This is a genomic window from Streptomyces sp. DSM 116795 (genome assembly GCF_055792905.1).
Map to the genome: position 1 here is coordinate 4,524,129 of NZ_CM147707.1, position 21,503 is coordinate 4,545,631.

Here is a 21,503-nt window from a genome sequence, read left to right on the forward strand (position 1 = left end):
GCGCGCGCTGCTCGCGCCGAAGGCTGTCCTCTCGCGCGGCGCCTGCAGGCCGCGCCAGCCCTGCGTCAGGCGGGAACGGTGAATTCTCCTACCCACAGGAGGATAACGGCCGGATCCGTTCGCCGGATCCTCGTGAACCAGCCCCGAAAACCCCTATGACCCGGGCGACCGGTGGCCCCGGCCGCCCCGGCCCTGCGGGTTCTCCCGCAGCCAGCCCGCGAGCTTGCCGCCCCGGCCGACCTCCAGCAAGCGGTTCTCCGTTGCGTCCCGGACGGGGTCGGTCGCCACGACGAGCAGTTCGTCGCCGTGCCGCAGCATCGTCGTGGGCAGCGGTACGAAGCTGCTGCCGTCCCGCACGACCAGAGTGACGGCGGCACCGGGCGGCAGGCGCAGCTCGGTGATCTCGACGCCGTGCATCTTCGAGTGCTCCGGGATCGCGACCGACAGCAGGTGTCCCCGCAGCCGCTCCAGCGGCGCCGACTCGATGTCCAGGTCCATCGGTTCCTCGCTGTCGCCCAGATTGAGCTTGCGCGCCAGCCAGGGCAGCGTCGGCCCCTGCACCACCGTGAAGATGATCACGAGCATGAAGACGATGTTGAAGATGCGTTCGCTGCCCTCGACCTCGGCGACTCTCGGGATCGTCGCCAGCACGATCGGCACCGCTCCGCGCAACCCGGCCCAGGACAGCAGCGCCTGGTCCCGCCAGCGCGCGCCGAACGGGAGCAGGCTGACCACGACCGACAGCGGGCGGGCCACCACCGTCAGTACGAGCCCGACGCCGATGGCCGGCCAGAAGTCGTCGACCAGATCGTGCGGGGTCACCAACAGGCCCAGCAGCACGAAGAGTCCGATCTGCGCGATCCACGCCAGCCCGTCGGCGAAGCCCCGTACGGCCGGCCGGTGCGGCAGCTTCGCGTTGCCGAGGACCAGCGCCGTGACGTACACCGCGAGGAACCCGGAGCCGTGCAGCATCGCGCCGCTCGCGTACGACAGAACGCACAGCGCCATCACGGCGATCGGATAGAGACCGGACGAGGGCAGTGCGACCCTGCCGAGGCTCTGCTCGCCCAGCTTGCCCACCACGAGGCCGACGATCAGCCCGATGGCCAGCTCCAGCAGGATCTCGCCGATGAGCACGTACCAGACGACCGAGGCGAAGTCGGCGGCCGAGAAGGAGACGACGAGGATGACGACCGGTGCGTCGTTGAAGCCGGATTCCGCCTCCAGCACCCCCGCCAGCCGCTTCGGCAGCGGCACCTTGCGCAGTACGGAGAAGACGGCCGCGGCGTCGGTCGAGGAGACGACGGCGCCCACCAGCAGGGCCGTCTGCCAGGCGAGGCCGATGAGGTAGTGAGCGGCGAGGGCGGTGACCATCACGCTGACGGCGACGCCGACCGTCGAGAGGACCGCGGCAGCCGGCACGCACGGGCGGATCTCACGCCACTTGGTGCTCAGACCCCCTTCGGTGAGGATCACCACGAGGGCCGCGTAGCCGAGGGTGCGGGTCAGTTCGGCGTTGTCGAACTGCACGCCCAGACCGTCCTGCCCGAGCGCGATGCCGATCCCGAGATAGACCAGAAGGCTGGGAAGTCCGCTGCGTGAGGAGAGCCTTACCGCGGCGACCGCGAACAGAAGGACGAGCGTGCTGAGAAGGAGCAGTTGGTTGAGGCGGTCGACACTCAGGGGCAGATCCTCTCTCTCGATCCAACGGTGAAGTCCCTTGCAGGTCCGCCAGTTCGTTCGTGTGGCTAACAATTTACCATTGCTTGAATGTCCAGGACGGCCGGGCGGTGGCTCCCTGTGTAGTGCCGCTCCGGCTCCGCCTATGGTTGGTCCGGCGTGGCTCCGTTCGCTCACGTTCCGGTCCTCGCGCCCAAGGTCCACCCTGCCCTCGAAGGACAGCGATGCCCGCCAAGAAGACCTCGCGACGCGCCCGTCTGATCGTGATCGCAGTCGTGCTGCTGCTCGTGGCCGGTGTCGGCGGCGGGACGTTCTGGACGGTCAGCACGGTCCGCGACTCCTTCCCGCAGACCACCGGTTCGCTGAAGCTCAAGGGCCTGGAGGACCCGGTGACCGTGCAGCGCGACCGCGAGGGCATCCCGCAGATCTACGCCGACAGTTCGTCGGACCTGTTCACCGCGCAGGGTTACGTACAGGCGCAGGACCGCTTCTGGGAGATGGACGTACGGCGGCACACGACGTCCGGGCGGCTGTCGGAGATGTTCGGCCCCGGCCAGGTGAAGACGGACGCCTTCCTGCGCACCCTCGGCTGGCGACGCGTCGCCGAGCGTGAGTACGCCGGGCTCTCCAAGGAGACGAAGGCCAACCTCAAGTCGTACACCGCGGGCGTCAACGCCTACCTCAAGGACCACAAGGGATCCGCCGCCTCCCTCGAGTACGCCGCCCTCGACCTCGACACCGGCTACAAGCCGGAGAAGTGGGACCCGGTCGACTCCGTGGCCTGGCTCAAGGCGATGGCCTGGGACCTGCGCGCCAACATGTCCTCCGAGATCGACCGCGCGCTCATGGCCGGCCGCCTCTCCCGTCAGCAGATCGAGGACCTGTACCCGGAGTACCCGACCGAGCGGAACAAGCCCGTCACCGAGGGCGCGATCGACCCGCGCAGCAAGAAGTTCGACCCCGAGGGCGGTGCCGCCGCCTCGCCCGCTGCCGGCGCCGGCGCGCAGCAGGCCGTACGGAGCGCCGGCTCGCAGCTCAGCTCCGTCGCCACGCGCCTCGACAAGATCCCGTCGCTGCTCGGTCCCAGCAACAGCGGGATCGGCTCCAACTCGTGGGTGGTCTCCGGGAAGCACACGACGACCGGCAAGCCGCTGCTGGCCAACGACCCGCACCTCGCACCCCAGTTGCCGTCCATCTGGTACCAGATGGGGCTGCACTGCCGGACGGTCACCAAGTCCTGCCCGTACGACGCCTCAGGGTTCACCTTCGCGGGGCTGCCTGGCGTGGTCATCGGCCACAACCAGGACATCTCCTGGGGCATGACGAACCTCGGCGCCGACGTGACCGACCTGTACCTGGAGAAGTTCAGGGACGGCGGATACGTGTACGACGGCAGGCGCCGCCCGTACAAGACCCGCGAGGAGGTCATCAAGGTCGCAGGCGGGAAGAGCCGGAAGATAACCGTGCGCGAGACCAACAACGGCCCCGTGGTCTCCGACCGCAACAGCGAGCTGCGCAAGGTCGGCGAGGAGTCCCCGGTGGACAACGCCGCACCCGACCGGGGCGACGGCTACGGAATCTCCCTGCGCTGGACGGCGCTGAGCCCCGGCAAGACCATGGACGCCGTCTTCGCGATCAACAGGGCGTCGGACTTCAAGGAGTTCCGCGCCGCGGCCCGCGACTTCGAAGTGCCCTCGCAGAACCTGATCTACGCCGACACCAAGGGCAACATCGGCTACCAGGCACCCGGGCGCATCCCCGTCCGCGGCGAGGGCGACGGACGCTATCCGGTGCCCGGCTGGGACCCGCGCTACCGCTGGAAGGGCTACGTGCCGGACAAGGCGCTGCCCTGGGAGTACAACCCGAAGCGCGGATACATAGTCACCGCCAACCAGGCCGTCGTCGACGAGAAGAAGTACCCCTACGTACTGACCAAGGACTGGGGCTACGGCACCCGCAGCCAGCGCATCAACGATCTGATCAGCTTGAAGACCGCGGACGGCGGCAAGATCTCCATGGGCGACATGCAGACCATGCAGATGGACAACAGAAGCGAGATCGCCAAGCTGCTCGTGCCGTACCTGCTGAAGATAGACGTCGAGGACGAGTACGTCCGCGAGGCCCAGCGGCTCCTCGAAGGCTGGGACTACACCCAGGAGCGCGACTCAGCACCCGCCGCCTACTTCAACGCGGTCTGGCGCAACCTCCTGCTGCTGGCCTTCGGCAACAAACTGCCCAAGGAGCTGCGGGTCAAGGGCGACTGCATCAACGTGCGTCCCTCCGACGAATCGGGCCCCGTCGACGACCTCGACGGCAACACCCGCCTCGTGCGCGAGTGCGGTGTGCGGGACACGGCCTCCGGGCAGCCCGACGGGGGCGACCGCTGGTACGAGGTCGTGCGCAAGCTCATCAAGGACGAGGACAACGACTGGTGGAAGACGCCCGGCAACGACGTCCGCCCCGGCGACCGGAACCGTGACGAACTCCTCGCGCACGCCATGAAGAACGCCCGCTGGGAGCTGACGTCCAAGCTCGGCAAGGACATCGAATCCTGGAGCTGGGGCCGCCTGCACCACCTGATGCTGAAGAACCAGACGATAGGCACCGACGGCCCGGGCTTCATGCAGTTCCTGCTCAACCGCGGCCCCTGGGACCTCGGCGGCGGCAAGGACGCCGTCAACGCCACCGGCTGGAACGCCGCCGGCGGCTACGACGTGGTCTGGGTGCCGTCGATGCGCATGGTCGTCAACCTCGACGACTTCGACAAGTCCCGCTGGATCAACCTCACGGGCGCCTCGGGCCACGCCTACAACCCGAACTACGTGGACCAGATGGACAAGTGGTCCGAAGGCGCGCTGCTGCCCTGGGCGTTCAGCCAGCGTGCGGTCGAGAAGGGCACCGAGGAGAAGATGGCCCTGACGCCGTAGGGCCCTCCGGGCCCGCCCGGCCGCCCGGGCCCGCCCGCCGCGACGCCCGACGGGCGCATGCCGTGCCCGGCGCGCAGCCGCACGTGCCGGCCGTGGCAGCGCTGACCGGCCCGTTCGCCCGGTCTGCCGGAGACGGCTACCCGTGCCCGTCCTCGCGTACGCGGGCGGGCAGTTGGCCGGGGATGCTGCGGCCTGACGCGTAGGCGCCCCGCCTCTCCGCCCGGACGGCCCCGGGATTCTCGTCCGGCGCTGAGCCGGGCACCGGGGCCTCGGGGATGCCCTCGCGGCGCGTACGCGGCGCAGGCGCGTCCGCCGCGTACGCGGGGCGGGTCGGAACGCGGGCAGCGCCGTGCCCGGCGCGCAGCCGCACGTGCCGGCCGCGGCCGTCTCCGCGTCGCCGGACTCACGCCGTCCTGGTCACTGCCACCGCGGTGGTCGAGAGGCGCCCCCTCGCTCAACCGGGACGAGGTGCCTCCAGGCACCTCGTCCCGGGGCTGCGGCCCCGGAGGAGGGACCACGTCCGGACTGCCGCCGGGCCTCGCCCGGCCCGCGCAAACGGCTCTCGACGCGACCGGTCCGCGCTCTTGTGCCCGCCGGAGCCGGGGGCACAAGCCCGGCAGGGCCCGGGGAAGCCACCACGACGGCGCGCGCCCGGCCGATCGAAGGCAGCGGTGACCGGCCCGTTCGCCCGGTCTGCCGGAGACGGCTACCCGTGGTGCGGCGGCGGCGCCGAGAAGCGGTGGACGGCCGAGGGCGTCACCGCCGCCGCCACGGGCAGGTCGTGCGGCGCCGCCGGTACGCTGCCGAGGAGTTCGGCGTCGTACAGCAGCACCGCCAGAGCCGGCCGCGCGCCCGCCGCCCCGATCCGTGCCAGCACGCGGTCGTACGAGCCGCCGCCGCGCCCCAGTCTGATACCCGCCCCGTCGACGGCCAGGCCGGGCAGCAGCACCGCGTCCGCCTCCGTCACCGCGTCGGGGCCCAGACGCGGCCCTTCCGGCTCCAGCAGGCCGCGGCCGGCGCGTACGAGCCTGTCCTCGCCCTCGTACACACCCCAGTCCAGGTCGTTGTCCGGCAGCAGCACCGGCAGCAGCACCCGTACGCCCTGCGCGCGCAGCGCCTCCAGCAGCGGCTTGGTGCCAGGCTCCCGACCGACCGAGACGTACGCGGCGACAGTGCGCGCCTCGGACAGTTCGGGCAGCTCAAGGGCGCGTTCGGCGAGTACGGCGGCCGTCGCCTCCGCGTCGCGTGCCGTCAACCGGGCCCTCACCGCGAGGATGCTCTCCCGCAACACGTGCTTACTAGCGTCGATTTCTCCCACCGCCGCTTCAGATCCCTTCCGCGTCACCGGTGTTGCTCGTACTCCCGCATATCCGAACGAAGCGTTACCTTCTGCGCAAAGCCACCGGTTATCGTGCGGGGCATGACTGATTCCCGCGCACCGATCACCAAGGCTGTCATCCCGGCAGCGGGGCTGGGCACCCGCTTCCTGCCCGCCACCAAGGCCACGCCCAAGGAGATGCTTCCGGTCGTCGACAAGCCGGCGATCCAGTATGTGGTCGAGGAAGCGGTCACCGCCGGGCTCTCGGACGTTCTCATGGTCACCGGCCGCAACAAGCGCCCGCTTGAGGACCACTTCGACCGCAACTACGAACTCGAGCAGGTGCTGCGCGACAAGGGCGACGCCACGCGCCTGAGCAGGGTCGAGGAGTCCAGCGGCCTCGGCACCATGCACTACGTGCGCCAGGGCGACCCGCGCGGCCTCGGCCACGCCATCCTGTGCGCCGCGCCGCATGTGGGCGACCAGCCCTTCGTCGTACTTCTGGGCGACGACCTCATCGACCCCCGCGACCCGCTGCTGACCCACATGATGCGGGTACGCGAGGAGCACGGCGGCAGCGTCGTGGCGCTCATGGAGGTCCCGCCGGAGAGCATCCACCTGTACGGATGCGTGGCCGCGGCCCCCGCCGGCGAGACGGACGTCGTACGGATCTCCGACCTGGTGGAGAAGCCCAAGGCCGAGGACGCCCCGTCCAACCTCGCGATCATCGGGCGCTATCTGCTCGACCCGGCGGTCTTCGAGGTGCTGCGCAAGACCGAGCCGGGCCGTGGCGGCGAGATCCAGATCACCGACGCCCTGCAGACCCTCGCCGCCGAACCTTCCCTGGGCGGCCCGGTGCACGGCGTCGTCTTCCGCGGCCGCCGCTACGACACCGGTGACCGCGGCGACTATCTGCGGGCCATTGTCAGGCTGGCATGCGAACGTGAGGACCTGGGCCCGGACTTCCGGGACTGGCTGCGCGGCTTCGTCACCGAGGAGATGTAACGCTTGAGCGAGACCTGGTCGGTCGAGGAACACCTGGACGACATCCTCAGCAGCGTCCGCCCTCTTGAGCCCATCGAGCTGCAACTGCTCGACGCCCAGGGGTGCGTGCTCGTCGAGGACGTCACTGTGCCCGTCTCCCTGCCGCCCTTCGACAACAGCTCGATGGACGGCTATGCGGTGCGTACCGCCGATGTCCAGGGCTCGTCCGAGGAGTTCCCCGCGGTGCTCACCGTCATAGGGGACGTCGCCGCGGGCGAGGGCGATCTTCCCGTCGTCGAGCGCGGCCAGGCCGCCCGCATCATGACGGGTGCCGCGCTGCCGCCGGGTGCCGAGGCCGTCGTCCCCGTGGAGTGGACGGACGGCGGTCTGGGCGGCGGCCCGGTCGAGACGATGAGCGCCCGCAGCACCGACCCGAGGGGCGCCACCGGAGAGGTCCGCGTGCACCGCCCCGTCGAGCAGGGGCAGCATGTGCGGCCGCGCGGCAGCGATGTCCGGGCCGGTGCCATGGCCCTCAGCGCCGGTACGCTGCTGGGCCCGCCCCAGGTCGGCCTGCTCGCGGCGATCGGCCGCGGCACGGTCAAGGTGCGCCCGCGCCCCCGCGTGGTGGTCGTCTCCACCGGCAGCGAACTCGTGCAGCCCGGCGAGCAGTTGGGCTCCGGCCAGATCTACGACTCCAACAGCTTCGTGCTGACGGCCGCCGCCCGCGACGCCGGTGCGATCTCCTACCGCGTGGGCGCCGTCTCCGACGACGCGGACACCCTGCGTTCGACGATCGAGGACCAGCTCATCCGCGCGGATCTCGTCGTCACCAGCGGCGGGGTCAGCGTCGGAGCGTACGACGTGGTCAAGGAGGTGCTCTCGCAGATCGACGGCGGCAGCGGCAGCGTGGAGTTCCGGCGGCTGGCGATGCAGCCCGGCAAGCCGCAGGGCTTCGGCCTGATCGGCCCGGACCGCACGCCCGTGCTCGCCCTGCCGGGCAACCCGGTCAGTGCGTACGTCTCCTTCGAACTCTTCGTGCGTCCCGCCGTGCGTGCCCTGATGGGCCGGGCGTCCGTGCGGCGCGAGACGGCGCGGGCCCGGCTGGAGACCGAGGAGGCGCTGGCCTCCACGGACGGCAAACGCCAGTTCCTGCGCGGCAGTTACCTTCCGCCGGCGGCGGGTGAGGCGAAGGGCGTCGTCCGTCCCGTGGGAGGCGCCGGCTCGCACCTGATCGCGGCTCTGGCCCAGGCCAACGCCCTGATCGACATCCCGGAGAAGACGACACGGGTCACTCCCGGAGAGGAAGTGACCGTGGTGCCGCTCGACCTGTAGGTCCTGTCCGTCCGGACGGGGGTCTGCCCGCCCGGACGCGGCTCGGCCGCCGAGGTCGCCGAGGCGGAGCCACAGCGTCGCAGGCCCGGTACCGTATCCGGTCACAGGGACGGTTCCGGGAGCACGATGAGCAGCGCAGAACAGCAGCACCTCACCCACATCGACGAGGGTGGGGCCGCACGCATGGTCGACGTCTCCGCGAAGGACGTCACAGCCCGCACCGCCCGCGCGGCCGGACGCGTGCTGGTCTCCCCGAGAGTCGTCGAGCTGCTGCGCGGCGAGGGGGTCCCCAAGGGGGACGCCCTGGCCACGGCCCGTATCGCGGGCATCATGGGAGCCAAGCGGACCCCGGATCTGATCCCGCTGTGCCATCCGCTCGCCGTGTCGGGCGTGACCGTGGATCTGTCGGTCACGGACGAGGCCGTCGAGATCACCGCACAGGTGAAGACGACGGACCGCACGGGCGTCGAGATGGAGGCGCTGACGGCGGTGACGGTCGCGGCCCTGACCGTGGTCGACATGGTGAAGGCGGTGGACAAGTCGGCCGTCGTCTCCGACGTCCGCGTCGAGGAGAAGAGCGGCGGCCGCTCCGGGAACTGGAGGCGCGCCGCGGCTGTTTCACCCGGTGTGCGCGGCGGCACCGAGGGTACGGAGAACCGGCCGGGGGAGCCCGGGGAGCCCGGTCGGTCCGGTGGTGCCGCCGAGCCCGGTCGGTCCGGCGAGAAGGAGTCCGGCGTATGAGCCCTGCCCTGCAGCCCTACCGTGCCCTCGCGGTCACGGCGTCGAACCGTGCCGCCGAAGGCGTCTACGAGGACACGGGCGGCCCGTTGATCGTCGAAGGCCTCTCGGCCATGGGCTTCGACGTGGCCGGGCCCAGCGTCGTACAGGACGGCGAACCGGTCGCGGAGGTGCTCGCCGCGGCGGTCGCAGCCCACTACGACGTCGTCGTGACAACAGGCGGCACCGGCGTCTCACCCACCGACCGGACCCCCGAAATGACCCGCCGCGTACTGGACTACGAGATCCCGGGCATCGCCGAGGCGATCCGCGCCGAGGGCACGGGGAAGGTGCCGACGGCGGCCCTCTCGCGTGGCATCGCGGGCGTCGCCGGGACCACCCTGGTCGTCAACCTTCCCGGTTCCTCGGGCGGGGTGCGTGACGGACTAGCCGTGCTGGGACGGTTGTTGGTGCACGCCGTGGACCAGATCCACGGCGGTGACCACCCCAGAGGGGACCTCAACTGAACGCGTCCTGGCCGATCGTGCTGACGGACGGTGAGACCACCCTCCGTCCCATAAAGCTGCGCGACCAGCGTGCCTGGCGCGAGGTGAACCAGCGCAACCGCGAATGGCTGCGCCCCTGGGAGGCCACCATCCCGCCGGCGCCGCCCGGGCTCACGCCGCCGAACCGTCCCTCGTACCGGCAGATGGTCCGTCACCTGCGCGCCGAGGCCCAGGCCGGCCGGATGCTGCCGTTCGTCGTGGAGCATCAGGGGCGCCTGGCGGGCCAGTTGACGGTCGCGGGGATCACCTGGGGATCGATGTGCTCGGGCCACATCGGCTACTGGGTCGACCGTGCGGTCGCCGGCCGCGGCGTGATGCCGACGGCCGTCGCCCTCGCAACGGACCACTGTTTCCGTACGGTCGGACTGCACCGCATCGAGATCTGCATCCGGCCCGAGAACGCACCGAGCCGGCGTGTGGTGGAGAAACTGGGCTTCCGCGAAGAGGGGTTGAGGCCTCGCTATCTGCATATCGACGGTGCGTGGCGCGACCATCTCGTTTTCGCCCTGACCGCCGATGAAGTACCGGAAGGGCTCCTCACCCGGTGGCACCGCACTGCTCCCGGCGCCTCCCGAAAAATAAAATAGACGTTCGATACCCGTCGCCTGCTCACGCTCACGCGAAACGATGAGGAGCCCCTCCCAAGGTGGAGAATCGCGGCCCGGGCAAGATCAAAGTCTGCCGACTTCTCGGCTCATGGCATTGTCCGTGCTGAACACCCCCTGCACGGCGACGAATTGAGTCCCGCACGGTTTCCGCGGTCAACAGCGGTGAAAAACCTGGAGAGATCAGCCGGATCGTGCGACACACCGCAGTATTTGGCAGATGGCTGCGGCCAAACCCCTCTACCGTGTGAGGGTGAACAGCAGTGGCCTCATCTACGCAGTCATCGTCGGGGCCTGGGCTGCCTACTTGGTGCCGATGTGGCTCCGCAGGCAGGACGAGCTGAACGAATCCCGTCCGACGGAACGCTTCAGCACCGCCATCCGTCTGCTGTCCGGCAAGGCGGCGATGGAACGGCGCTACGCGAGGGAGACCGAGCGCCGCGACGGTGACGTCGAAGTCCCGGGCGAACACGGCGATGCGCCGGCTCCCGACGGCAGCCGTCCCGCCGAGCGCGATGACGCGTACGACGGCGTTCCCGAGGGCGTGGTCGCCGCCGAAGCCGCCGGTGGTTCCGTGGACGTACGGGCATACGCCGACCCCAAGACCATCGTGGGCGAGGGTGTCCCGGGCACGCCCAACGAGGTGCTCGGCGCCTCCGGCCGCGCGGACGGAGCCGACGACGACGCTGGCGCCCCCTCCGGCGGACGCGGCGCGAGCGGGAGCGGGCAGAAGTCCCCCGAGCGCGACAACGCCGAGCGCAGCAAGGCCGCGCGTGACAAGGCCGCGCGTGACAAGGCCCGGCAGAAGAACAAGCGGGCCAAGGTGCTCGCGCGGCGCCGCCGCACCACGATGGTGCTCTTCCTCGCCTTCACGGCGGGCACGATCGTCGCGGCCGTTGGCGGGCTCGCGTTCCTGTGGGCTCCGGGGGCACCGGGCCTGCTGCTGAGCGCGTACATCGTCCACCTGCGTGTGACCGAACGCCGCCGCTTCGCGGCCACCATGGACAAGCGGCGGCGCGTGGAGTCCGTGGCACAGGAGCGGCATGCGCCGCAGGCCGGGGACGACGACGCGGCCGCAGGGACGGGCGGGGGCGCGGAGACCGAAGCCTTCAGCGGCCCCGGCACCGCGGCCGGCCACACCGCCGGGCAGGGCCCGGCACCGGAGCCGGGCGCGGCGCACAGGGAAGAGCCCGCGGCGGCCGACCGGCGCGCGCTCGTCGAGCAGACCGACCACGCGGAATGGGTCGACCAGCAGCGCCACGGCGACCGCGAGTCCGCCGAGGGCTGGGATCCCGTACCGGTGCCGCTGCCGACGTACGTCAGCGCTCCCGTCGCCCCGCGCAGCGCGCGCGGTGTCGACCTGGAGGCGCCCGGTACTTGGAGTTCCGCCCGCTCCAGCAGTGCGAGCGGTGAGCCGCCGGCAGCCTCGTCCGGGGCTTCCGGATCGTCCGGGGGCTCCGCTTCCGCAGGCGCCGGCAAGGAGCAGGACGACGATCCGGCCACCCCGCCCCGTCGCGCGCGCGGTCGGCGCCAGACCCCTCTCTTCGACCAGTACGAGGGCGACGACCGCCCGCGTGCGGCCAACGAGTGACCTGCGGCGACCGCCCTCGCCGCAGGCCCGGCACCGGCGCACGACGACCGCAGGCAACGCCCGGCAGCCCGGTGACCAGCGCCGGAACCGATTTCCGCGTGGCCCGGAGGGGATGCTAAAGTTTCACCCGTCGCAGGGGCCTGTGGCGCAGTCCGGTAGCGCATCTCGTTCGCAACGAGAGGGTCAGGGGTTCAAATCCCCTCAGGTCCACAGAGGGCCGTTCTTGAGATAGCTCAGGTTCGGTTGACGAGATCCCGTTCGATCATGGAGATCGGACGGGATTCTTGCGTTTCTGAGGTCGGTTCGATGCGTGCTCGGGGTGGTGGGGCGGGGCGTGCGGTGCTGGAAGAGACCTGGTGCGCGGTTTCGCCCCCATCAGGGCATGCCAGTTGGCCCCTGGGCCTGGGGGCAACTGCCTTGGCCCCTGCGTCTCTACGTTCGTCGCCGGGCCTCGAAGTGGACGGACTGGGCGATCAGCTTCTCCAGCAGTGCGATCAGGGTCTCCTGCTCGCCGGTGCTGAGCGTGCCCGCCCAGTCCTGCTCGCGGGCGTTGTGGGCACGGAAGGCGTCGGTGATGGCATCCCGCCCCTTGTGCGTCAGGCTGAGGTTGACTGCACGCCCATCCTGTGAGGAGCGTTCCTTGGTGAGGAGGCCGTCCCGTTCGAGGGTGTTGACCAGGGCGGACACAGCGGCGCGGCTCATTCCGGACAGCTCTGCGACCTTCTTCCCCTCGACGGGTCCCGTGAGCCAGACGACGAACAGAACGCGGAAGCCGGGCCAGGACCAGCCGCGCGGGCGGTGGATGGAGGACTCCAGGTCGTAGACGAGCATGTTCGCGACGCGGTGCAGGCTGAGCACGAGCCGCATCGCGAGCGGATCCACTTCCGGCAGCTCACCGGTGGTGCGCGAGATGGCGTAGTCGACGAACGACCAGAAGTGGAGCCGCTCGTTGTCGGGCTGATCGTGCTGGTCCGGCTGGTCCTGGGTCACATCGCGGAGTCTAGGTGGCCCGCCGATTTCGAGGCCGCCGTGCCCGCCCCCGCGCTCGGACGCCGCGTCAGCAGCAGGACACATACGAGGCTGAAGGCTGCGACGAGGACGAGGTAGAGCGTGATGGGCCAGGTCGCCTTGTCGATGCCGTACAGGGCGGTCGCGACGGTGGGGGCGATGCCGCCGCCGAGGATCGCGCCGAGCTGGTAGCCGAGCGAGCTGCCGCTGTAGCGGAGGCGGACGGGGAAGAGCTCGGCGAAGAGCGCCGCCTGCGGCCCGTACGTGAAGCCCAGCACGACCGCCATCACCACGAGTCCGGTCAGCATGGACGCGGTGGAGGCGAGGTCGATGACCGGGAAGAAGGCCCCCGCCCAGGCCAGCAGCCCCACCGACCCGGCGACGAACACCCGGCGGCGGCCGAACCGGTCCGAGAGCGCCGCCGACCAGGCGGTGGTCAGGAGCCAGACAGCGGCGGCGATCAACACAAGGACGAGCATGAGCTCGCGGTCGAGGCCGAGCGTGGCGCTCCCGTAAGAGAGCGTGTACGCCATGAAGATGTAGCCGAGCGCGTTGTTGCCGATGAAGGTTCCGCCGGCGAGAACGACGTCCCGCCACTGGTGGCGCAGCACCTCGAGCGCCGGCAGCCGCACCTCCGCGACGTCCGCCTCCCGTTCCGCTTGTTCGTGTACGGGCTCTTCGCGCACTGCCTGGAATTCGGGACTCTCCGCCGTCCCCAGCCGGATGACCAGCCCGACCACGACGAGCACGAAGCTGGCGAGGAACGGCAGGCGCCAGCCCCAGTCGGCGAAGGCGGCACTGCCCAGCCCGTGCGAGGTGGCGAGGAAGACGAGGTTGGCGAGGATGAGGCCGCCGGGCACACCCATCTGCGGGAAGCTGCCGTAGAAGCCCTTCTTGCCGGACGGGGCGTGTTCGACGGCCATCAGGACGGCGCCGCCCCACTCGCCGCCGACGGCGAGCCCCTGCACGAAGCGCAACAGGACCAGCAGCGCTGGCGCCCAGAGGCCGATGGTGTCGTAGGTGGGCAGCAGCCCGATACCCGTGGTGGCCAAACCCATCACGGTGAGCGAGAGCACGAGCATCGCGCGGCGGCCGATGCGGTCGCCGAAGTGGCCCATGACCACGCCGCCGAACGGGCGCGCGACGAAGCCGATCGAGTAGGTCGCGAACGAGGCGAGTGTGCCTGCGGTCTCGGAGAGCTGCGGGAAGAACTGCGGCCCGAAGACCAGAGCCGCGGCCGTGCCGTAGATGAAGTAGTCGTACCACTCGACCGCGGTCCCGACGAAGCTGGCCGCGGCGACGCGACGTATGCCGGAAGGACTCGGGCGCGCTGTGGGTGGCGCGGCCGAGGAGGCCGCGGAGGTGGATGAGCGTGCGGGAGTACGCACCATGTGAGGCTCCTTGAACGGTGAAATGCGGGACAAGGAGCCGAGCCGTCCGCCCACGGATCGGCCGGCGGCGGGGAGTCCGCACCCGGACTCGGCGACCGCGAGCGCACACGTTAAGCCAGCCCTTGCGACCTGACAAGACGTGACGGGCCGCCGCCACGAATTTCGCCGCGAGGGCCACAGAGGGGTTTACAGCGTCGGCGAACCGTGGCTACCGTCAAATTAATCAAAGCTTTGATCGTTTGATTCGATCCACTTGCCGCGGTCCTTTCCGGCACCCCGGGGAGCAGCGGTCCACTCCGACACCATCCCTTCCGACACCCCGAACCCACCCCGTGTACGGGGCGGCCCCGGTCCGCCCGCCGGGGGCGCCCCGTACGCACCGGTTCTGTCAGCTCCTCTCAAACGCCCCACCAACACCCGTTCCGAGCAGGTGAGTTCGCGCATGTCCCTCAAGTCCCCTCCACCCGTCCCCGTACGGGACGCGGTTGCCGACCACGGCCCACCCCCGCCCGGCCCCGGCGCGCTTCGAGCCTGCATGGCCCGCTTCGCCACCGGCGTCACCGTCGTGACCTACACCGACGGCGGCCCGGACGGTGACGGTGACCCGCGCGGCGCCACGATGAACTCCTTCACGTCTGTCTCCGCCGATCCCCCTCTGGTGCTGATCAGCGTGGCCCGACGGGCCCGCTGCCACGACCAGTTGATCGGCCGCCCGTTCTGCGTGAACGTCCTCGGAGCCGAACAGGAGCCGCTGGCCCGCCTGTTCGCAGGTTCCCGCGGCATCACCGAACCGAACTGGGTTCCCGACGCCCGCATCCCGCGACTTCACAATCCGCTCGCCTGGTTCGAGTGCGAGCCCTGGGGCTCGTACGACTGCGGCGACCACACCCTCGTCCTCGGACGCGTCACCGATCTCGGGCACCGCGACGGGGACGCACTCACCTACGCCTGGAGCCGCTTCGGCACCACGGTCCAAACCACCGACGGCATCGAACACCTCATCTGAGCCCCGCCGAGCCCCCACACCGCACAGCAAGGAGCAGGAACATGGCCGCGCGCACCGGCAAGGAATATCTGGAGCGGCTGTCCGCCTCCCGCCCCACCGTGCACATACAGGGCGAGACCCTCACCGGAGGCGTCCAGGACCATCCCGCGTTCCGCAACGTGGTCCGTACGTACGCCGAGCTGTACGACCTCCAGCACGCCGACGAGCACAGGGAAGTCCTCACCTGCACTTCCCCCACCTCCGGCGAACGGGTCAGCACCTCCTTCCTCACCCCGAAGACCCCCGAGGAACTGGTCAAGCGCCGCAAAGCGTTCAAGGTGGTGGCCGACCACAGCAACGGCATGCTGGGCCGCACCGGCGACTACATGAACAGCTCGCTGATGGCGCTGGCTTCGGCCGCCGACTGGTTCGCCCTGTCCCGTCCCGAGTTCGGCGAGAACATCCGCCGCTACTGCGAGAAGGTCCGCGAAGAGGACCTGCTGTGCACCCACACCCTCATCCCGCCGCAGGTCAACCGCGCCGTCTCCGGCACCCAGCAGGCCGGCGGCAAGCTCTCGGCCAGGATCGTCGACGAAGACGACAACGGCGTCGTCATCCGCGGCGCCCGCATGCTCGCCACCATCGCCCCGTTCGCGGACGAGATGCTCGCCTTCCCCTCGACGGTGCTGCGCGGCACCCCGGAGGACAAGCCGTACAGCTACGCTTTCGCCATCCCCAGCGACGCCAAGGGCCTGCGCTACATCGCCCGGGAGCCGTTGGACTACGACCGGCCGCGCCACGACCACCCGCTCGGCTCGCGCTTCGAGGAGTCCGACTGCGTCGTCGTCTTCGACGACGTCCACGTCCCGTACGAGCGCTGCTTCGCGCTCGGTGACCCCGAACTGTGCAACGGCTTCTATTCCCGGACGTCCGCCCAGGTGCACATGACCCATCAGGTCGTCACACGCACCTCGGCCAAGACCGAGTACATCCTCGGGCTGGTCTCCCTGCTGACCGAGGCCATCGGCCTGGAGCAGTTCCAGCACGTACAGGAGGACATCGCGGAGATCATCGCAACGCTGGAGACGCTGCGGGCGTTCCTGCGCGCGGCGGAGGCGGACGCAGCGATCAACGAATTCGGCGTGCTCACCCCGGCGTTCGCGCCCCTCAACGCAGCTCGCAACCTCTACCCCAAGCTCTACCAGCGCTTTCCGCAGATCCTGCGCAAGCTCGGCGCGTCCGGCCTGATGGCAACCCCGACCGAACTCGACGTCACCGGTCCCGCCGCGGCCGACATCGAGGCCTACCTGCAGTCGGCCACCCTGACCGGGCCCGAGCGGGTGAAGCTCTTCAGGCTGGTCTGGGACACGTGCATCTCCGCCTTCTCCAGCCGCCAGGCGCTGTACGAGTACTACTTCTTCGGCGATCCGGTGCGGATGGCCGGCGCCTACGTCAAGTCGTACGACCGCGAACCGTACAAGGCCCGCGTCCAGGCCTTCCTCGACCGCGACTGAACGGGGCCGCCGACATGGCACATCCACTCGGGACAGCGCCGTCGAAGGTGATCGCGGTGCATCTGAACTATCCGAGCCGGGCGCGGGAGCGGGGGAGGGCGCCTTCTCAGCCGTCGTACTTCCTGAAACCGCCGTCGTCACTGGCGGGTACGAAGGAAGCACTGGAGCGGCCGGCCGGGTGCGAACTGCTGGGTTTCGAGGGCGAGATCGCTCTGGTGATCGGCTCGCGCGCACAGCGGGTCCCGCCCGATGAGGCGTGGTCGCAAGTGCGGTGGGTGACGGCTGCGAACGACGCAGGTGTGTATGACCTGAGGTATGCCGACCTGGGCTCGAATCTGCGCTCAAAGGGTGCCGACGGTTTCACACCTCTCGGGCCCCGGCTGCTGGACGCCCAGGAATTGGATCCGGCCGGGCTGCGGCTGCGTACCTGGGTCAACGGTGACCTGGCGCAGGACGACACGACCGCGCATCTGCTGTTCCCCTTCGGTGAGTTGATCGCGGACCTGTCGCGGCTGGTGACCCTGGAACCGGGCGATGTGATCTTGACCGGTACGCCGGCCGGGGCGTCGGTGGTGCGGCCCGGCGATGTGGTGGAGGTCGAAGTCACTGCCGGAGAGCTGTCCACCGGGCGGCTGCGCAATCCGGTCGCTGAGGGGCCGGCCTTGGAACCGTTCGGGGCGATGCCGCGGGTGGACGGAGCAGAACGCGCCGCCGCATGGGGGTCCGCGTGGATGCCGGAACCGGTACTCGATCCCCGGCTGCAGGAGGGGCTGCGATCCGTGGCGGTGGCCACGTTGAGCGCGCAGTTGCGCAAACGGGGTCTGCCGCACATGTCGATCGACGGAGTACGCCCGGTCCAGCCGGGCCGGGAAATGGTGGGCGCGGCGCACACGCTGCGGTATCTGCCGCTGCGGGAGGACCTCTTCAAGCGGCACGGCAACGGGTTCAACGCGCAGAAGCGCGCGATCGAGGAGATCCAGCCGGGCCATGTGCTGGTGATGGACGCCCGCCAGGATGCGACCGCCGGCACGCTGGGCGACATTCTCGCCCTGCGGGCCCAGCAGCGGGGTGCGGCCGGGGTCGTCACCGACGGCGCCGTCCGCGACAGCGCCGCCATCGCGGAGCTGGGCCTGCCGGTCTACGCGGCCGGCGCCCACCCCTCGGTGCTGGGGCGCCGGCATGTGCCGTGGGACACAGGCATCCCAGTCGCGTGCGGGGGTGCGCTGGTGCACCCCGGCGACCTCTTGGTCGGTGATGCGGACGGCGTCGTGGTCGTACCGCCGGATCTGGCCGAGGAGCTGACCGCCGATTGCCGTGAGCAGGAACGGCAGGAGCGCTTCATCACCGAGCAGGTCCACGCCGGAGAGAACGTCGATGAGCTTTACCCCCTGGGTCCCGCCTGGCGCGAGCAGTACGAGAAGTGGTGCAAGGAACAAGGAGCAGACACATGAAGTTCCGAAGCGACCCCGCCGGCATCCGGGGCTCGATCGCCCCGATTGTCACTCCCTTCACTGACACCGGTGCCGTCGACCACGACAGCCTGCGAGGCCTGGTGCGCTTCCAGCTCGAAGCCGGCTCGCACGGCATCTCCCTCGGTGGATCGACTGGCGAGCCCTCGGCGCTGTCGGTGGAAGAACGCATCGCAGGTATGCGTACGGCGGTGGAGGAGATCGGCGACCGGGTGCCGTTCCTGCCCGGTACCGGCTCGCACAAGCTGGAGGAGACGCTCGAAATCACCGCAGCCGCAAAGGAGTTGGGCGCAGATGCCGCCCTGGTGATCACCCCGTACTACGCGCGGCCCACGCAGGAAGGGCTCTACCAGTGGTACGCGACGGTGGCGCGGGAGTTTCCAGACCTGCCGATCGTCGCCTACAACGTGCCCTCCCGCACGGCGATCGACATCGCCCCCGACACCGTAAAGCGACTGTTCGTCGAGTTCGACAACTTCGTCGGGGTGAAGGAGACCACCAAGGACTTCGAGCACTTCTCCCGCGTCCTGCACGCCTGCGGCCGGGAGTTGCTGGTGTGGTCCGGCATCGAACTGCTCGGCCTACCCCTCCTCGCCCTCGGAGGCTCCGGCTTCGTCTCCGCCGTGGCCAACCTCGCGCCGCAGGCGGTGGCGCGAATGTACGAACTGTGGGACGCCGGGGACTTCGAGGCCGCCCGGGACCTGCACTACGCGCTGCACCCCCTGGTCGACCTCCTCTTCGTGGAGACCAACCCCGCACCGGCCAAGTGGGTGCTGGCCCAGCAAGGCCGCATCGCCTCCGCCCACGTCCGCCCGCCGCTGGTGCAGCCCACCCGAGCCGGGCTGGCCCGCATACGCACCCTGCTCGCCGAGGGCGGCGACCTCACCCAGCAGATCGGAGCGTAACTGCCGATGACTATCGACAACCTCCCCACGCAAATCCAGCACTGGATCGGCGGCGAACTCCTCGACTCGGCGGACGGCCGTCTCTTCGACGTCGCCGACCCCGTCACCAACACCCCCTACGCCCAAGCTGCCAGCGGATCGCAGACCGATATCGACCGTGCGGTGGCCGCCGCAGGCAGCGCGTTCCCGGGATGGAAGGAGATCTCGAACCGAGAGCGGGCGAACATACTCAACCGGATCGCAGACGCGGTCGAGGCCCGGCACGAGCAGCTCGCCCAGTTCGAGTCCTTCGACTCGGGCCTGCCCATCACCCAAGCCAAGGGCCAGGCCAAGCGGGCAGCCGAGAACTTCCGCTACTTCGCCGACGTCATCGTCGCCTTGGGCGAAGAGGCCTTCCGGCAGGCCGACTCCCAGTTCTCCTACGTCGTGCGCACCCCCGTCGGCGTCGCCGGGCTCATCACGCCGTGGAACACCCCGTTCATGCTGGAGTCCTGGAAGCTCGCCCCGGCGATCGCCTCCGGCTGCACTCTCGTCCTGAAGCCGGCCGAATGGACCCCGCTGTCGGCGTCGTTGTGGCCGGAGATCTTCGCCGAGGCCGGGCTCCCGGCGGGGGTGGTCAATATCGTCCACGGCATCGGCGAAGAGGCCGGCCAAGCCCTGGTCGACCACCCCGACGTGCCGCGGATCTCCTTCACCGGCTCCACCAGCACCGGCCGCCACATCCTGCGCTCCAGCGCGGACCATCTGAAGACCACTTCCATGGAGTTGGGCGGCAAGTCGCCCGTCGTCGTCTTCGCCGACGCCGACCTCGATGCCGCTCTGGACTCCGTCGTCTTCGGCGTCTTCTCCCTCAACGGCGAACGCTGCACTGCCGGCTCCCGTGTCCTCGTCGAGCGCGCCGTCTACGACGACTTCACCCAGCGCCTCGCCCAGCGCGCCGAGCAAGTGAAGGTCGGCCCGCCCGCCGACCCCGCCACCGAAGTCGGCGCCCTCGTCCACCCCGACCACTACCGACGCGTCCTCGACTACGTCGACATCGGACGCAAGGAAGCCACCCTCCTCGCCGGCGGCACCCGCCCCGGCCATCTACCTGACGGCAACTACCTGCAGCCCACCGTCTTCGCCGACGTCACCCAAGACGCCCGCATCTTCCAAGAGGAAATCTTCGGCCCCGTCGTCGCCGTCGCCCCCTTCGACACCGAGACCGAGGCGATCACTCTCGCCAACGCAACCCAGTACGGACTGACCGCCTACATCTGGACCAGCAACCTGCAGCGGGGCCACCGCCTCGCCCACTCCGTCGAATCCGGCATGGTCTGGATCAACTCCCACAACATCCGCGACCTGCGCACCCCCTTCGGCGGCGTCAAGGCCTCCGGGGTCGGCCGCGAAGGCGGCGCCCACTCCGTCGACTTCTACACCGAATCCAAGATCGTCCACGTCGCCATGGGCCACGTCCACACCCCGAAGTTCGGAGGAGGCACCTCCTGATGACCGACGCCGCTGCCCCCGACGCCCCGGACGTCGTCCGCTCCGCCTACGCCCAACTCGTCGTCTCCGACATCACCCGAGCCCGCTGGTTCTGGGCCGACATGCTCGGCTTCTACATCCAGTACGAAGACGACACCACTCTCTGCCTGCGCGGCATGGACGAACTCACCCATCACTCCCTCGTCCTTCGCCAAGGCGGGACCCCCGCCCTCGATCACCTCGCCTACCGCGTCCGCACGCCCGACGACGTCGACAAAGCGGAGAGCTACTTCCACTCCCTCGGCCGACCCACCCGCCGCATCAAGGCCGGAAACGGGACCCCCGGCATCGGAGACGCCGTCCGGGTTATCGACCCTCTCGGCTTTCCCGTCGAGTTCTTCTACGAGATCGAGCATGCTGAGCGCCTCATCCAGCGCTACGACCTCCACCACGGCGCCGAGATCGCCCGCCTCGACCACTTCAACATCTGCACCCCCGACATCCCCGCCGCCTACACCCACTACAAGAACCTCGGCTTCGGCTGCTCCGAAACCATCGAAGGCGATGAACACGAGCTCTATGCCGCCTGGATGTACCGCAAGCAGACCGTCCACGACGTCGCCTTCACCGGCGGCGCCGGGCCACGCCTCCACCACATCGGCGTCGCCACCCATGAATCCCACAACGTCCTGCGCACCGCCGACATCTTCGGCGCCCTCCACAAGGAACGCCACATCGAACGCGGGCCCGGACGGCACGGCGTATCGAACGCCTTCTACGTCTACCTCCGCGACCCCGACGGCCACCGCGTCGAGATCTACACCAGCGACTACTACACCGGCGACCCCGATCACCAGACCTACCGCTGGAACGTCCACGACGACCGCCGCCGCGACTTCTGGGGCAACGCCGTCATCGAATCCTGGTACAAGGAAGCCACCCCTGTTCTCGACCTCGACGACAGGCCCCAACCCGTCACCGATGCCCTGCTCGATGAATCGGCTGTCGCGGTCGGCGCCGACGGGCTCGGCTGAGGAAGAC

At 69.9% G+C, this 21,503-nt stretch carries 16 protein-coding genes, 1 tRNA gene and 1 pseudogene; 14 read left to right on the forward strand and 4 right to left on the reverse strand.

Annotated features, from left to right (window positions below; all coding sequences use genetic code 11):
* Positions 1-153: 153 nt before the first annotated feature.
* Positions 154-1,689: a potassium/proton antiporter gene (locus ACSMXX_RS19540; protein WP_473184864.1), complete on the reverse strand. Its 1,536-nt coding sequence runs from the start codon at positions 1,687-1,689 to the stop codon at positions 154-156.
* Between the two features lie 215 nt (positions 1,690-1,904).
* Between ACSMXX_RS19540 and ACSMXX_RS19545 the strand changes: the two genes are divergently transcribed.
* A complete protein-coding gene (locus ACSMXX_RS19545) occupies positions 1,905-4,607 on the forward strand; it encodes a penicillin acylase family protein (protein ID WP_473179990.1) in 2,703 nt (900 codons plus the stop codon).
* A 706-nt stretch (positions 4,608-5,313) separates the two neighbouring features.
* Here the strand turns inward: ACSMXX_RS19545 and ACSMXX_RS19550 are convergent.
* Positions 5,314-5,925, reverse strand: a complete 612-nt coding sequence (locus ACSMXX_RS19550) for a 5-formyltetrahydrofolate cyclo-ligase (RefSeq protein ID WP_473179991.1) — start codon at positions 5,923-5,925, stop codon at positions 5,314-5,316.
* Positions 5,926-6,027: 102 nt separating this feature from the next.
* Between ACSMXX_RS19550 and galU the strand changes: the two genes are divergently transcribed.
* The 7 genes and pseudogenes from galU (at position 6,028) to ACSMXX_RS19585 (ending at position 11,930) form a co-directional block, all read left to right on the forward strand.
* Positions 6,028-6,930, forward strand: a complete 903-nt coding sequence (gene galU, locus ACSMXX_RS19555) for a UTP--glucose-1-phosphate uridylyltransferase GalU (RefSeq protein WP_473179992.1) — start codon at positions 6,028-6,030, stop codon at positions 6,928-6,930.
* 3 nt (positions 6,931-6,933) lie between these two features.
* Positions 6,934-8,241, forward strand: coding sequence for a molybdotransferase-like divisome protein Glp (glp, locus tag ACSMXX_RS19560; RefSeq protein ID WP_473179993.1), 1,308 nt, complete (start codon positions 6,934-6,936; stop codon positions 8,239-8,241).
* A gap of 126 nt (positions 8,242-8,367) precedes the next feature.
* Positions 8,368-8,853 (forward strand): annotated as a pseudogene (gene moaC / locus ACSMXX_RS19565) (cyclic pyranopterin monophosphate synthase MoaC); the annotation flags it as partial.
* Positions 8,854-8,978: 125 nt separating this feature from the next.
* Positions 8,979-9,485, forward strand: coding sequence for a MogA/MoaB family molybdenum cofactor biosynthesis protein (locus tag ACSMXX_RS19570; protein ID WP_473179994.1), 507 nt, complete (start codon positions 8,979-8,981; stop codon positions 9,483-9,485).
* Between the two features lie 14 nt (positions 9,486-9,499).
* Positions 9,500-10,111 carry a GNAT family N-acetyltransferase gene (locus ACSMXX_RS19575; protein WP_473184865.1) on the forward strand — a complete coding sequence of 204 codons (612 nt, stop codon included), beginning with the start codon at positions 9,500-9,502 and terminating at the stop codon, positions 10,109-10,111.
* Positions 10,112-10,382: 271 nt separating this feature from the next.
* Entirely contained in the window at positions 10,383-11,720 is a 1,338-nt protein-coding gene (gene sepX / locus ACSMXX_RS19580; RefSeq protein WP_473179995.1) for a divisome protein SepX/GlpR, read from the forward strand.
* Positions 11,721-11,856: 136 nt separating this feature from the next.
* A tRNA-Ala gene (locus ACSMXX_RS19585) sits at positions 11,857-11,930 on the forward strand.
* 222 nt (positions 11,931-12,152) lie between these two features.
* Here ACSMXX_RS19585 and ACSMXX_RS19590 read toward each other — a convergent pair.
* The gene (locus tag ACSMXX_RS19590; protein WP_473179996.1) at positions 12,153-12,710 is read right to left on the reverse strand and encodes a MarR family winged helix-turn-helix transcriptional regulator; all 558 of its coding nucleotides are present in this window, start codon (positions 12,708-12,710) and stop codon (positions 12,153-12,155) included.
* A complete protein-coding gene (locus ACSMXX_RS19595; RefSeq protein ID WP_473179997.1) occupies positions 12,707-14,119 on the reverse strand; it encodes an MFS transporter in 1,413 nt (470 codons plus the stop codon). The genes ACSMXX_RS19590 and ACSMXX_RS19595 overlap by 4 nt, the downstream gene beginning before the upstream one ends.
* 442 nt (positions 14,120-14,561) lie before the next feature.
* On the opposite strand from ACSMXX_RS19595, the gene ACSMXX_RS19600 reads away from it, so the two are divergent.
* Genes ACSMXX_RS19600 through hpaD form a run of 6 tightly spaced genes read left to right on the forward strand, consistent with a single transcriptional unit; the run spans position 14,562 to position 21,496 of the window.
* Positions 14,562-15,125 carry a flavin reductase family protein gene (locus tag ACSMXX_RS19600; RefSeq protein ID WP_473179998.1) on the forward strand — a complete coding sequence of 188 codons (564 nt, stop codon included), beginning with the start codon at positions 14,562-14,564 and terminating at the stop codon, positions 15,123-15,125.
* Positions 15,126-15,166: 41 nt separating this feature from the next.
* Positions 15,167-16,618, forward strand: a complete 1,452-nt coding sequence (gene hpaB / locus ACSMXX_RS19605) for a 4-hydroxyphenylacetate 3-monooxygenase, oxygenase component (protein ID WP_473179999.1) — start codon at positions 15,167-15,169, stop codon at positions 16,616-16,618.
* Between the two features lie 14 nt (positions 16,619-16,632).
* Positions 16,633-18,069 carry a fumarylacetoacetate hydrolase family protein gene (locus ACSMXX_RS19610; RefSeq protein ID WP_473180000.1) on the forward strand — a complete coding sequence of 479 codons (1,437 nt, stop codon included), beginning with the start codon at positions 16,633-16,635 and terminating at the stop codon, positions 18,067-18,069.
* The gene (dapA, locus tag ACSMXX_RS19615) at positions 18,066-18,992 is read left to right on the forward strand and encodes a 4-hydroxy-tetrahydrodipicolinate synthase (protein WP_473180001.1); all 927 of its coding nucleotides are present in this window, start codon (positions 18,066-18,068) and stop codon (positions 18,990-18,992) included. The genes ACSMXX_RS19610 and dapA overlap by 4 nt, the downstream gene beginning before the upstream one ends.
* A gap of 6 nt (positions 18,993-18,998) precedes the next feature.
* Positions 18,999-20,483 carry a 5-carboxymethyl-2-hydroxymuconate semialdehyde dehydrogenase gene (hpaE, locus tag ACSMXX_RS19620; RefSeq protein ID WP_473180002.1) on the forward strand — a complete coding sequence of 495 codons (1,485 nt, stop codon included), beginning with the start codon at positions 18,999-19,001 and terminating at the stop codon, positions 20,481-20,483.
* Complete coding sequence (hpaD, locus tag ACSMXX_RS19625; protein WP_473180003.1) at positions 20,483-21,496, forward strand: 3,4-dihydroxyphenylacetate 2,3-dioxygenase; 1,014 nt, start codon at positions 20,483-20,485, stop codon at positions 21,494-21,496. Before hpaE ends, hpaD begins: the two co-directional genes overlap by 1 nt.
* Positions 21,497-21,503: the final 7 nt, after the last annotated feature.